At 45.9% G+C, this 13750-nt stretch carries 8 protein-coding genes and 5 pseudogenes; 5 read left to right on the plus strand and 8 right to left on the minus strand.

Annotation, left to right across the window (positions count from 1 at the left end; genetic code table 11):
* Window positions 1-168: 168 nt before the first annotated feature.
* The gene (locus ACJHWR_RS24530) at window positions 169-882 is read left to right on the plus strand and encodes an MgtC/SapB family protein (protein ID WP_001094740.1); all 714 of its coding nucleotides are present in this window, start codon (window positions 169-171) and stop codon (window positions 880-882) included.
* 156 nt (window positions 883-1038) lie between these two features.
* On the opposite strand, the pseudogene ACJHWR_RS24535 reads toward ACJHWR_RS24530, so the two are convergent.
* Both ACJHWR_RS24535 and ACJHWR_RS24540 read right to left on the minus strand, forming a co-directional pair.
* A pseudogene (locus ACJHWR_RS24535) lies at window positions 1039-2412 on the minus strand (IS4 family transposase).
* Window positions 2413-2457: 45 nt separating this feature from the next.
* Window positions 2458-3451: pseudogene (locus ACJHWR_RS24540) on the minus strand (IS256 family transposase); the annotation flags it as partial.
* A gap of 445 nt (window positions 3452-3896) precedes the next feature.
* On the opposite strand from ACJHWR_RS24540, the gene ACJHWR_RS24545 reads away from it, so the two are divergent.
* Window positions 3897-4175 carry a DUF5339 domain-containing protein gene (locus ACJHWR_RS24545; protein ID WP_000849708.1) on the plus strand — a complete coding sequence of 93 codons (279 nt, stop codon included), beginning with the start codon at window positions 3897-3899 and terminating at the stop codon, window positions 4173-4175.
* A 337-nt stretch (window positions 4176-4512) separates the two neighbouring features.
* On the opposite strand, the gene ACJHWR_RS24550 is transcribed toward ACJHWR_RS24545, so the two are convergent.
* The 4 genes and pseudogenes from ACJHWR_RS24550 to ACJHWR_RS24565 all read right to left on the minus strand — a co-directional run bounded on the left by ACJHWR_RS24550 (window position 4513) and on the right by ACJHWR_RS24565 (window position 6514).
* Window positions 4513-5517: an isoaspartyl peptidase/L-asparaginase family protein gene (locus ACJHWR_RS24550; RefSeq protein ID WP_001439114.1), complete on the minus strand. Its 1005-nt coding sequence runs from the start codon at window positions 5515-5517 to the stop codon at window positions 4513-4515.
* A gap of 115 nt (window positions 5518-5632) precedes the next feature.
* Window positions 5633-5904: pseudogene (locus ACJHWR_RS24555) on the minus strand (hypothetical protein); the annotation flags it as partial.
* A gap of 47 nt (window positions 5905-5951) precedes the next feature.
* Window positions 5952-6116: pseudogene (locus ACJHWR_RS24560) on the minus strand (maturase); the annotation flags it as partial.
* Window positions 6068-6514, minus strand: coding sequence for a maturase (locus ACJHWR_RS24565; protein WP_001327935.1), 447 nt, complete (start codon window positions 6512-6514; stop codon window positions 6068-6070). The gene ACJHWR_RS24565 and the pseudogene ACJHWR_RS24560, both read right to left, overlap by 49 nt.
* 455 nt (window positions 6515-6969) lie before the next feature.
* On the opposite strand from ACJHWR_RS24565, the pseudogene ACJHWR_RS24570 reads away from it, so the two are divergent.
* Window positions 6970-7107 (plus strand): annotated as a pseudogene (locus ACJHWR_RS24570) (RNA-guided endonuclease TnpB family protein); the annotation flags it as partial.
* Between the two features lie 52 nt (window positions 7108-7159).
* Here ACJHWR_RS24570 and dcuC read toward each other — a convergent pair.
* Together dcuC and pepT are read right to left on the minus strand one after the other, a co-directional pair.
* Window positions 7160-8521: a C4-dicarboxylate transporter DcuC gene (dcuC, locus tag ACJHWR_RS24575; RefSeq protein ID WP_000598813.1), complete on the minus strand. Its 1362-nt coding sequence runs from the start codon at window positions 8519-8521 to the stop codon at window positions 7160-7162.
* Complete coding sequence (gene pepT / locus ACJHWR_RS24580) at window positions 8518-9774, minus strand: peptidase T (protein ID WP_000355772.1); 1257 nt, start codon at window positions 9772-9774, stop codon at window positions 8518-8520. The genes dcuC and pepT overlap by 4 nt, the downstream gene beginning before the upstream one ends.
* Before the next feature lie 865 nt (window positions 9775-10639).
* Here pepT and ACJHWR_RS24585 point away from each other — a divergent pair.
* Both ACJHWR_RS24585 and ACJHWR_RS24590 read left to right on the plus strand, forming a co-directional pair.
* A complete protein-coding gene (locus ACJHWR_RS24585) occupies window positions 10640-12040 on the plus strand; it encodes an aspartate ammonia-lyase (RefSeq protein ID WP_000086506.1) in 1401 nt (466 codons plus the stop codon).
* A 155-nt stretch (window positions 12041-12195) separates the two neighbouring features.
* Window positions 12196-13530 (plus strand): anaerobic C4-dicarboxylate transporter, encoded by a 1335-nt coding sequence (locus ACJHWR_RS24590; RefSeq protein ID WP_000351505.1) that lies wholly within the window; start codon window positions 12196-12198, stop codon window positions 13528-13530.
* Window positions 13531-13750 lie beyond the last annotated feature (220 nt).

Genomic DNA, 13750 nt, shown 5'->3' on the forward strand with positions numbered 1-13750 from the left:
GGCATCCGCATAGTGCACTGGGTTATCGCTCGCCACGGGAATATCTGCGGCAGCAGGCCAGTAATGGGTTAAGTGATAACAGGTGTCTGGAAATATAGGGGCAAATCCAATGGGGCAGAAAAGGAGACCTTCGTACACAGTTTGGAGTGAGTTTTTTCCGGAGGAAATATGAATACGTTATCCTTCTTATTATTCAGTGAAGAAGAATCTCTCTTTATTACACTGGGCAAAATTTGCGTCGCGTTTATCCTTGGTGGCATTATTGGCCTTGAAAGAGAATCGAAAGGGAAGCCTGTTGGATTTAAAACGTGCGTCATTATTTCAGTCGCCAGTTGTGTTCTGACAATTGTATCGATTCAGTCTGCAGAATATTACGCTGAAATCTCGATGAATATACGTAGCGATCCGATGCGACTGGCAGCACAGATTATCAGCGGTGTAGGTTTTCTCGGCGCAGGTGTTATCCTTCATCGCCATGACGATGCTATATCTGGACTAACAACTGCAGCTATCGTTTGGGCTTCGGCTGGGGTGGGAATTACATGTGGTGCTGGGTTTTATATGCATGCTTTGGTTACCACTGCTTTGTTCATGATTGCAATAAAACTCAGCTATTTTGTGCTCTTTTTGCAAGCTAAGAATCAATTTCCGGGTAAAGTAAAAGTTCATGTTACTCTTGACGAAAGATCAGGGCTACAAGCCCTGATAGAGTGTATTAATCAACAAAAAAATATTATTGAAGCGTTCACTATTCGCGATGTTAAAAAGGGAAGAATAGAAGTTAACCTTAAGGTCGTGATTAGAAAAAAAATGACATTACCAGAACTATACCATTCACTCTCTAAGCTTGAACATGTTTGCGCTATCGCGCTGGAACACTGAAAGCATCGATTAGAGGCTAAAACAGCAATAAAAACATTCACAATAACAATTAGTCAAGTCTGGATATCATATGTTCACAGAGGCAGAATGCTCTGTGTTAATTGGTACTGCAGGAATTAAATAATGGTACCCCCTACTGTACTAGCTGTCTCTTGATCAGAGCTCCTGATCAAGAGACTCCATCACCAGGTAACCCTCAACCATATCCTGAAGTCTGAACCAGCCATCCCACATGACTACACAACCGGGGCGACCTGTGCGTTTGCTGTCATGCCATCGCCTCAGTTTCGCCAGTTTCAGACAGGCCCATTTCAGTGTCGGCGTCTGTGACGGAAGCGGTTTTCCTTCCAGCTTAACCCACAGCAGTTTCCACTCTGTCGGCAACAGTATTTTCTCACAGCTGTCATTTTGTGTTTCTTCACTGATACCTCCCTGCCGCAGGCCCAGCACCCGTACCGCGATAAACGCCTTGATAACCACTATGCGCTCAAGGTTATCCCGGGTCTGCATACGCAGCGATTCCACACATGTACCACCACTTTTCCACGCCTTGTGGTATTCCTCTATCAACCAGCGTCGCTCGTAATGGCTGACGATACGTCGCGCATCGGCGGCACTCGCCACTTTTTCTGATGTCAGCAGATGCCAGCAGGCACCGTCCTCTGCCTGCTCCCGGCAACAGACATACGTGAGCGGAAGCGCCTGGCCGCTGTTGTCGGGATTTTTTATGCCGACTTCGCTGTAACTGGTGAACATCCGGGCCTGGCGGGCTGCGCGCCCGCCTTTTTACATCACATTCAGCATGTGGCTTCATGCGGTTGTCAGGACTTCCGGCAGTTCGAAGAGCTTGCCGGGTGCTTCTTCCTGCCGGCTATTCTGTGCAGCACGCACCACGAAGCGCTGTCCGTGGCTGACTTTATAATGCAGGTAATGCCAGATATCCGCTTCCAGGCCACAGACAGTGATTACCCGTTTCTGTATCTCCCCCAGCCGTTCAGCCATACGCTCCGAAGCCTGCTGCCAGCGATAACTTTCTTTTTCTTCACAGGGACGTTCTTTTCGCTGGTGCTTAACACCGTAGGTGTCCGTGGCCCGACTCCAGCGCTGCTGTTCGATAAGACCGACTGGCAGGGCGCTGTCGGGGGCATACATCAGGACAGAGTGAGCCAGCAGCCCGCGCGTCTTCGGGTTAGTAGTGGTATTCCCTAGGTCATCAAATGCCGTACTGTGGCTGAAACTAATGGTGGTGGTGTCTTCCAGTGCGAGGAGCAGCGGATGTGCCTCACATGCCCTTGCAGTGGCGGTAAATCCGGCTTCGGCAATGGCTTCCGGAGACACTGACGGGTTACGCATCAGGCGGTACGCACCTTCAACCTGAGCAGTGGACTGGGATGATTTCACGATAGAAAGACCTGCATGCTGAGCGAGAGAAGAGGCCAGTGACACAAGGCGTCGTGTACGACGCGGATCACCGAGACTGGCATGTCCAAACTGCTCGTTAGCCCATGAATAACAATCAGAAAGTACCATAACAGACGTAAGCGTTAACGGAGCACCGTATTGACGGTTATTTATTATAACCTTGCGGCTCGCCTCCGGGTACACGAAGAAGGTGGCAACATTCGGCCAGTTTGCCTGCCAGCTGCGACTTATCTGCGGGTACCGTGCATCCCATTCCTTCCCGAACGCATCCAGCGCCTGCAACGCGCCTTCTTCCGTGGCTGTGTGGTAAACCTGTTTCAGGTCACGGGTTACCGCTTTATAGTCTTTCCACGCCCTAACCGCAGGCTGTTGCGTACCATATGTACTATGCACAACAGGAGCTGCGTCTCCGGGTAGACGGCATTAATCGCTTCCGGGAAGCCTTTCAGGCCGTCCACGCAGGCGATAAGGATATCGTTCAGGCCGCGATTTTTCAGTTCCGTCAGTACATTCAGCCAGAACTTTGCACCTTCATTTTCGGCCAGCCACATACCTGGCAGCTCTTTCTGACCATCAAGGTTAATACCCAGAGCCAGGAACACCGCTTTGCTGATAACCCGGCTGTCCTGCCGTACTTTCAGGACAATACAGTCAAGATAAACAATGGGATAAATCGCATCCAGAGGACGGTTTTGCCATTCTACAACCTGGTCGATTACGGCATCGGTGATTTTCGATATCAGCGCCGGAGAAACGTCTGCATCGTACATTTCTTTGAAGACTGAGGTAATTTCGCGAGTAGTCATCCCTCTGGCATACAGCGCCAGGATCTGGTTGTTCATGCCGATAATGCAGGTCTTATTTTTCTTCACCAGTTGTGGTTCGAAGGAACCATCACGATCACGTGGAGTACGTAATTCCATCGGCCCGTCGGTAGTGGGACGGTTTTCGTGGAATAGCCATTACGGGAGTTGGTTCCCGATTTGGGTTGATTTTTTTCATGTCCCAGATGGTGAGTCAGTTCAGCGTTGAGAGCAGCCTCAACTTTGATTTTCTTGAGCAGGCGATCGAACTGACTGAGATCTTCAGGAGTTTTGAGATTTTTGGCCAGTTCGTTAGCCAGAGCCTGCAATTGTTTGTCGGCCATAAATTCACCTTCATTTGAAGGTGAATTGAACATATCAAAATCAGGCAATTACACAAATCTATGTACAGGCTCCTTTCTGGTCCAGAATAATACGGTTATCCTTCACTTCTGTCATCCTCTTTTGGTATATTGGGTCAGTCTTATTTATTTTTTAATATATATCACATTTTGACACATCGGATTCTGATATTTTATAAGCAGCATACAGGCGCTTTTTATAATGAGTATTTTCATGGCATGAAATCAGTAATATTTACTGGTAGTCCGTAATCACACCACATATTCTTTCGGACTTACTCCATCATTTACTGGATTTATATCCCAGAATTCTGATACCAAGAAAAAACCTGTGGGAATACTCGTTTTGCTGATATTCCAATAACATTCTGCTTTTATGGCCTTCTCAGGAAGGTTGAGTGTTTTTGTACAAAAAAGGAGTGTATTTATGAAAACAATTACAGTCTTACTTACTACAGTATTATTCAGTATGTCAGCCAGTGCAGCACTGACTCCGGCATGTGAAGAGTATTATAAAGAAATCGATAATTTTGTAGCAAAGATGAAGGAAATGGGAACACCAGAAGCACAGGTTAATACGCTGAAACAGCAATATGAACAATCCCGAAAACAAATTGCAGCTTTACCTGACGCCAGTCAGGATATGGCCTGTAAGCAAGGACTGGATGCACTGCGGCAGTCAATGAGCGCTGCAGGTATAAAATGAAGGTTTTCTGATTTTTCAGGGGCTATTGCAGGCCCCTTTTTACATCATAAATAATGATATCACTTAATGTATTACAAAATGTTATAACCAGGGATATTCCCAGAATTTATAATTTCCTCCTGTACTTTTCACCATGACACAGAAACGCTATACATCGCGGTATTTCTGCAGGGTACGGGCTGGATATGGGTAAGCGTCTCGGTAGAGAGACGGTTAATGAGTCTAAGAATTACTCTTCTTTTAGCTGTGAAATAAGGAGGCGTTAAGAATATTTATTAAATAAAGGCCCGCTTTTAAAATGGGCCTTAAGGGCAAGACGATGTATAAAATATTTTATCTATTGTTCATAAATTGATACGATAGCTTTACCATCGTTGCCGATAGTTCCACGATACATCCCTTCTGTATTGAAACTCATAGTATAATTACCATTCTTATCTAGAACAATGACACCACCACTACCATTAATGTTTTTAACTTCATCAAGCGCATTTTGAGCTGCTTCTTTCAATGGTGTATTTTTATATTTCACCTGAGCAGCAATATTGTATGCAGTTGAAGTTCTAATAAACATTTCTCCAGTACCTGTAGCAGAAACAGCAACGGTATTATTATCGGCATAGGTTCCTGCTCCAATTATTGGCGAGTCACCTACGCGTCCGTAACGTTTATTTGTCATACCTCCTGTTGATGTTCCAGCTGCCAGATTACCATCTTTGTCCAACGCGACTGCTCCAACAGTTCCATATTTATAGTCGTAGTTCTTTGGGGGGAGTAAAAGAGATGCTGATTTACCATTATGATCAAGGGTTATTTTTTCGTCTTTTAAAGCGTTCTGTAGCTGTTGCCAACGGAAATCAGTTTTGAAATATGCTGGCTCAACCATAACTAAGCCTTGCTCTTTTGCAAATAGTTCCGCACCATTAGAGATCATTAATACATGAGGGCTTTTAGTCATAACTGCATAAGCAGCGTTTATAGGGTTTTTTATGGTCGTCACTCCTGCAACGGCTCCGGCCATTTTGGTTTTTCCATCCATAATTGCAGCATCAAGTTCGTTTTTGCCATCATGAGTAAAGACAGCGCCTTTTCCAGCATTGAAGAGGGGAGAGTCCTCCATAACATTAATTGCACGCTGAACAGCATCAAGGCTACTTCCTCCACTATTAAGCACAGCATACCCAGCATTTAGTGCATCTGTTAACTTTTCTCTGTATTGTTTTTCTTGTTCAGGTGTAATAGTATCTTTTGTTATGGTGCCAGCTCCACCATGAATTACAAGGCGTATTGGCGTTTGAGATTCAGCGTGAGCATATCCTATACACAATGCGAAGGCTGCCATTACTGTTATACCTTTTATTTTATTCATAACTCCTCCTTTTGTCTGAAGTTTATACAATATAAATATTTAAACTTTTTCCATTATGTTTATTTGACTTCTATCAAAAAAAATTATGCTAATTCGATTTTGCAAAATTTAATTGCACGCAAATAATATGCACATATTTTTTAGTGTAATGAGTGACTTTTATGGATAGGTTCCCGCTGACCTCTATCACCATACTTCCCCCCGCTTTCAGTAGGACATCCGTGTCTGACTTTATATCGAGATTTCATGTGGAAGAGATAAATGCCGGACCTTGAGAAAGAAATATAACTCCCCAGTCTCGTTGAACCCTCTTGTTGATCCACTTTTCAAGTACGTAACGATCCAAGTTCCGCCTGCCGTCCAAGGCGTTTGGTGAAGCAGCACGGTCCGTCACTGTCAGCCCACAACTTCCGCTCCCACGGGCGCGCCACCGCGCTCTTCTTCTCATTCACCTTCTGTTTCAGTTTGCTCTCCACGAACGCCCTGATGTCCTTCAGCAGATGGTCGCCCGCTTTCCGGCTGCTTACGTAGATGTTGCAGTCGTCTGCGTAGCGGCAGAAGCTGTGTCCACGATGGCGCTTAACTGCTGCGCTATCGCCTGCTGGATAAGCCTGTCCACCACCGTCGGGATGCCTAAGGTTCTCACGCCGCCATCCGGCTTCGGGATATCCATCCGGCGTATTGCCCGCGGCTGGTAGTTTCCGTCAATCAATACCTGCCATACGCTGCGCCAGTTCTTCTTCAGCCACGGTTTCAACTCCGACACACCTTTGTTTTCCACCACGCGCTGATAAGCCAGCATCAGGTTTTCTCTCGTTATCACCGCTTCCATCGTCAGCGGCACTTCCGCTTTCGTTTGCCCACCCGCCGCCGTGCTGATTTCAGCGCCATCATGCAGCCCTGACGGATACTGTCCGTCTCCTCTGCCGCTGGCCGCAGTTGCCTGCGCGTGTGCTTCATTAATCATCATCGGGTTCGGATGTCCTAATCACAGTTAATCATGTTCGGCCCTTCATGCTGCCGGTTTTGCAGCACTACTACGGCGTCGGCTGACTTCTGCCGCCCCATCCCGGCGCCTCACGGCACCGGTAGCACACTGGCAGGGCGACAGATCTCCCGGGGTAATTCACGCGACTTTCCTGCTTATGCCTGTCGGCTTTACGTCACAGCGTTCCGTGTGAGTATCGGGCTTTGGTGATTTGTGCCACCTTACCCTGCTGCGCCGCCTTAACCGCTTCCTGTTCGTCAGGCCAGCATTTTGCATCCGGCTTCCTTCAGATTTCACCTCGCGATGAACACCCTTGCCTTCCGCTAACACTTCCCCTCACCGGGTGTGTGGAGGACTTTCACCTCTTAGTCGTTCTTCAGCCACCACAGTTGAAGAACAGCGCCAGTCACGGCGCTACGCGCCATGCCCGGCGCACATATGCAGCGAGCGCCGATGTAAACGGCACCCGTAATATTTTAGCTGCAGGGCACGCCGTACTTGCCTGTAAAGAGATGGTGCAGTCAGGCCTTTTGTTTAAGCAGGAGCCCACCGAAATGATTCCGGCAATAGCCTGATTAGCAGGAATCCACATCCTTCTGGGCGTGGAGGATGACAATCTAAAACAAGTTAATAAAAAATACCGATAATCGCAGAGTGAAAAACAAAACCAACTATCAGGGGTAAAGCAGTGCGTTTTACCACTTCGAAGGGAGTTATATTTGCTCCACTGGAAACCGCTATAACCACGCCAGATACGGGAGACATCGCACGCCCCATATGGGAAGCCTGCTGCATAGGCAGGATCATCGATATGGCATTCACGCCCATGCTGGCAGCGATTTGTGGTATCAGTTCAACAAAAGCCAGAAATGGCGCATTGCCCGATCCCATAATGACAGCTGCAGCCAGTGTAACCAGAGCAAAAACGATGCCCATCGCAAAAGGGGGTAACCCAACGTGCTCTGCCATCAAAATTAATTGATCTATCGCGCCAATGCTTTTAATCCCATGAGCAAACACACCTGCGGCCACCAGTAAGCCCACCACGCCGGTAAATGCTGTCCCCATTCCTTTCAGGAAATGGGTAAACCCGTCACATACAGCTTTCAGATCACATTTACGGACCCATTCGATCAGCATGCAAATTGCCATTGAGATAAGAACAATCGTAATGATATTGAGATTAATTCCGGTGACAAAAATCTCCGATGAGCCAACGGCCATCAGGATCGGTAGCATAGGTAGCAGAGCATAATAAGCCGGCGTACTGCCTGCTTTTATGACCGTTGTCGTACCAATTTCATGAGGTAATGTTCCAGCTTTACGATCACAGTGTTTCTGCCAGAAAAAGTGGCTGATACCGACAATCAGAACAGTCGCCAGAGCAGCAGGCCCCTGATGATAGACAACATACTCCACCACATCCATATTTACCGCTTCAGAGCCTCGTATGGCGTCAATGGCTGTCGGTGTGTACGCCACACCAAGAGAGGTGGCAATTACCCCTGCGGCAGACGCTGCTGACAGCCCGAGTCCGAGCATAATAGGAAACATGGTTCCCATCAGTAAAACAGCAAGTCCGGTAGCTGAGGGGATAGCCAGTTGAAGAAGACTGGCGAAAAGATAAGAGAAAAAAAGCAGAACATAGGGGGAACGTAATGTCCGTAATGGCCGGGTTACCACACGGACAACCGCTTCATTCGCACCGATATGGTCCATGTAATGCGCAAATCCCATCAGGGTCATAATCATCAGACCGAGATCAGCCGCACGGGTACTGAATAAATTGCGCATGACTTCGAAAGGATCAAGAAAACTAATTCCTGTACCGGACACGCCCTTCGGTAACACTGTGCCCCAACCGGTAAACCAGGTACAAACCATCAGCGCAAGCCCGGCAATAAAAAGCACGGGTTCTGCACGATATCCTTTCAGGATTAAGCGAGCAACTATCACGATAACAAGAAGCGCGATAACAACTTTAATCATGACTCACGATTCCCTGTGGTGAACCCATTGAATGTCTCCTGAATGATGGCAATAACCACATCACTTGCCGCCCGAAGTGAACGGACTGGAAGATATTCATAGATAGAATGGAAATTATGTGCGCCGGTAAAAATGTTCGGGCAGGGTAATCCTTTTTGTGAAAGAACAGCGCCATCATATCCTCCACGCATCGCCACCGGTGTCGGAGTAATACCACATCGTTGGTAAGCTCGCAGGGCAATGTCGATGGGATAATGCCCCTCTCCCTGCAGACTGTTAAAGACATTGGCGTACCGATCGCTCAGTTGGCAGATCACGCTTCCTTCTCCCCATAATGCACAAGCACTTTCTGCAAGCTGGCGTACAAATGTCTTCCGGGCGTGATATCCTTCCTCGCTGAAATCTCGTATATCCAGTTTTAGTACAGTTCTGGCACTGTTTCCCTGTAACTGTTTCACCCAATAATAGCCTTCGCGTCCTTCTGTATATTCAGGCGCTTCTCCTCCTGGCAACATCGAAATGAATTTGTGAGCCATCAAAAGAGAGTTCTTAAGCTTGCCTTTCGCTGACATAGGGTGTGCAGACTGGCCGGTAAAGATAATTTCTGCATCACCCGCATTCCAGTTTTCGTAAACAAATTCTCCAATACCGCAGCAATCCAGAGTGTAGCCAAAATCTGCGCCAAACTCTGAAACATCGAAGGCTTTGGCCCCCCGTAACCCCTGCTCTTCATCTGGCACAAACCCAACTTTAACTTCTCCATGCCTGATTTCAGGATGAGAAATCAGAAATTGAAGTGCGTTCATTATGGCCGCCAGCGCCGCTTTATCATCGGCCCCCAGAAGGCTGGTACCATCTGTCACTATAAGGTCATCGCCAATATAATTTTTGAGCTCCGGGAATTCACTCTCACGCAAATAAATATTCAGTTCAGGGTTCAGACAGAGATCGCCCCCATTATAAGGTAATCGTTGCGCTTTTGTATCGGCTGTCTGTTCGGCACTGGTGTCCAGATGTCCAAAAAAGGAAACGACGGGGATTGTTTCGTCAGTATTTGCAGGGAGTGTTGCTGTTACGATAGCATTCTCTCTGAGAATAATATCCTCCATACCCAATGCTTCAAGTTCACTCACCAACAATTTCGCAAGTTTCATCTGACCAGGAGATGAAGGCATGATCCCTTTTGCGCCGTTTTCTCGTGAGGTAGTGGTATTAATTTTTGTATAATTGATAAAGCGTTCGACAATATCCATTGAGATGCCTTCTTCAACATTTTCCAGATTTTAGGGACAGTTTATTAACACCTTCTGACTCTGAAGAACGTGAATTTATGCTATGTTCAGGCTGTCATTTTTCCAAGAGAGAAATGATAATTATGAAGAGCCTTTGCATGATTGAACATAAAATACAGACTCCATTACAGTATGGCGTTTTTTTAGCTTGTGATGATTAATGCCGTTACACCCTGAAAGACGATTTAGTGATCAAATCATCTAAAAATAATTAATCATAATGGATGTTAAAATCCATGATCTAACTCAAATTACAAACCATTAAAGCGGAAGATGGAGTGGAAACATTACGTTTTCTACTCTATTCCAAGATTTATCAATTAGAAGTGCAATAACATTCCCGTGTAAAAACTCTTATCTTAATAAGAATCACCATGAGTGACTATATCTACAACGCTGGAAAACCTAGCAGAGATATAGATTTTCTATGGTGGTAAACAGGTTGTTTTTCTGAAGGATGTGACCAAACCGGGATGCTATTATAAAATAGTTCTACTTAATCATGATTTAAAAAATCAGCATTAATAATAAGTTTGATTGCGGAATTGTTTTTTTTGATCTTAATCATATTAGTGCAGCGTTATCTGCATATTTCGGGCTTTTACTGGTTATATTTGATTGCTAAATAACCCACTAATTTTAACGTTATAAAAATGTGCTTGATATCACGTTTTAAGTTTATCTTATTAGTTTAAATATATTCCATTAGATGGTAATGGTTATGTCATCTGGTGATTATAAGTATTCATTCTTAATGTTGGATAAGTGTTTTATGAAAACAATTTGTTATTGTCACATTGTTTTCGAAAAATGGAGTTAGAAAATTATGTCTCGTATTGAAAGCGATTTCCTTGGTGAGCGTGAAGTTCCGGATGATTGCTATTATGGTGTTCAGACACTTCGTGGTGAGGATAATTTCCATATTACTGAAATGCCAATGAGTCAGGAGCCCTTCTTCATCATTGCCTTCGGTTATGTGAAAAAAGCAGCTGCGATGGCTAATAAGGAGTTAGGTACAATTCCTGCTGATGTTGCGGATGCTTTAATCTGGGCTTGCGACCAATTAATTGATGGTAAGTACCGGGAACAGTTTGTGACCGACTGGCTTCAGGGGGGAGCCGGAACGTCAACCAATATGAACTGCAATGAAGTGATTTGTAATCTTGCTGCAGAAAAACTTGGTAGCGTTAAAGGGGATTACAAACGCGTTTCGCCAAACGACCATGCTAATTTTGGTCAGTCCACCAATGATACATATCCGACAGCATTACATCTGGCATTGCTGCTGCGAAGCAATGTATTGCTTGAAGCTGTTGAACACCTCGTAGGAGCATTCTACAAAAAGGCTGACGAGTTCAGCACAGTGCTCAAGATGGGACGTACTCACCTGCAGGATGCAGTGCCAATGACTCTCGGCCAGGAGTTCCATGGCTGGGGTTTTACAATTAATGATGAAATTCGGGTCATCCGTAATGCACAGGAACACCTGCGGGTTGTAAACCTTGGTGCTACTGCGATTGGTACCTGTGTTACCGCTCACCCGGATTATCCCGCTTTAGCCGTGAAATATCTGGCCCAGATCACAGGCATTAATTTCAGGAACAGTGAAGATCTCATCGCTGCCACAAGCGACTGTGGTGCATATGTTGCACTCAGTTCGGCCATGAAGAGCCTCTCTGTGAAGCTTACCAAGGTTTGTAATGACATTCGACTGCTTGCTTCAGGCCCCCGTTGCGGCCTGGCTGAAATTAACCTGCCTCAATTGCAACCGGGTTCTTCCATTATGCCTGGTAAGGTTAACCCCGTTATCCCGGAAGTAACAAACCAGTCTTGCTTCCTGGTTCAGGGGCTGGACACCACAGTGATGCTGGCGGCATCTGCTGGTCAGCTTGAGCTTAACGTTATGGAGCCGGTCATCACCTTTGCGCTGTTCACCTCACTCAAGGTGATGACGAATGCCTGTAACACACTCCGAACTAAATGCATTGATGGCATTACAGCTAATTCCGATCGAACTGCAGAGATGGTAATGCATTCCTGCGGTATTGTGACTCTCCTGAAGCCACATCTGGGATATAAGGTGTGTTCTGAAATGGCGCACGAAGCATACCATACAGGCAAATCCCTCCATCAGATAGTGGTTGTCGAACGTAAGCTACTCACACAGGAAGAATGGGAGAAGACATTCAATCTGGATAATCTGATTGCTCCGAAGTTCGAACAATAATTGTTCAGAATCTGTAAGAAGGGAGATCCGGCAGGGGATGGCGCGAATGAAAACGTATCAGTCCTCTGCCCGGATGTTTGTAAAAATACATTCCATAAGGCCTTTGTTGAGAGGAGCTCAGGGGTAAAGGTGTCTCACTAATTCGGGAGAGAATCATGGATATTATCACTGTTCTTCAGATAGTGGTTCTGCTGGGGGCAATCTTTTTGGGTGTCCGTATGGGCGGGATTGGTATTGGTTATGCCGGTGGCATTGGGGTATTGATTCTGGGGCTTTGTCTGGATATGAAGCCTGGTAATATCCCCTGGGATGTGATTCTAATTATTGCATCGGTAATTTCTGCTATTTCGGCCATGCAACTGGCGGGAGGACTGGACTATCTCGTTCAGGTCGCTGAACGAATTCTTCGTAAAAATCCAAAATATATTAATTACCTGGCTCCGGTTGTCACTTATGTGCTGACAATCTTTGCCGGTACGGGACATACTGCATTTTCAATGATCCCTGTAATTGTCGAAGTTTCCAAAGAACAAAACATTAAGCCCTCATGTCCGCTCTCAATTGCGGTTGTATCATCTCAAATTGCAATTACAGCATCACCTGTATCGGCTGCCGTTATCTATATGTCTGGCGTACTGGAAGGCTTTGGGTGGAGTTATCCAGTATTGCTTGGGATATGGTTGTTTACCACATTCGTTGGTTGCATGCTTACCGCATTTATAATCAGTCTGATTTCTGACATGAAATTAGACAATGATCCGGTTTACCGGGAGCGTCTTTCCAAAGGACTCGTAAGCGCGCCAGTAAAGAGTGTTAACAAACAGCTCAAGCCTTATGCCAGACGATCTGTCGCAATTTTCCTTATTGGCGTCATCCTGGTGGTCCTTTACGCTTCGGCCATTAGCCCGACGCTGGGTCTGATTGATAACGTTGTTGTTAGTCGTGATGCGGCTATTATGAGTCTCATGCTACTGGTTGGCGGATTCATTACCCTTTTCTGTAAAGCAGATATAAACAAGATTGCGGACTCCTCTGTGTTCAAGTCAGGCATGGTTGCCTGTATCTGTGTACTGGGTGTGGCATGGTTGGGGGACACTTTTGTATCTGGTCATTCAGGAGAAATTAAGGAGCTTGCCAGAACTACTGTATCCCAGTATCCAGCTCTTCTGGCTGTGGTATTTTTCCTGGCTGCGATGCTTCTGTATTCACAGGCTGCAACTGCCAAAGCTATCACTCCGGCTATTGTGACTGCATTGGGTATTACTGCAGCGAATCCGGATGACAGTTACATGCTGGTAGCTTCTTTTGCTGCTGTGTCTGCTTTATTTGTGTTACCAACTTACCCAACCCTTCTGGGGGCGGTGCAAATGGATGACACAGGAACGACCCGTATTGGTAAGTATGTGTTCAACCATGCTTTCTTTATTCCGGGTGTACTGGCTATTGCTTTCTCAGTGCTTCTGGGATTTCTTGTGGTGAGTATGTTCTGATTCTTGACCGAACGTAATTTCAATCTCCTGGCTACCCGTCAATACGTATCCACATTGATTGGTAGCCCATTCAATCTTTAAGTATTGAGGTGCGCATTGTTACTTCGTTATTAGACTGGCCCCCTGAATCTCCAGACAACCAATATCACTTAAATAAGTGATAGTCTTAATACTAGTTTTTAGACTAGTCATTGGAGAGCAGATGATTGATGTCTTAGGA

Origin of the sequence: Escherichia sp. WS568 (assembly GCF_046486085.1) — a bacterium.
Lineage (GTDB): Bacteria > Pseudomonadota > Gammaproteobacteria > Enterobacterales > Enterobacteriaceae > Escherichia > Escherichia coli.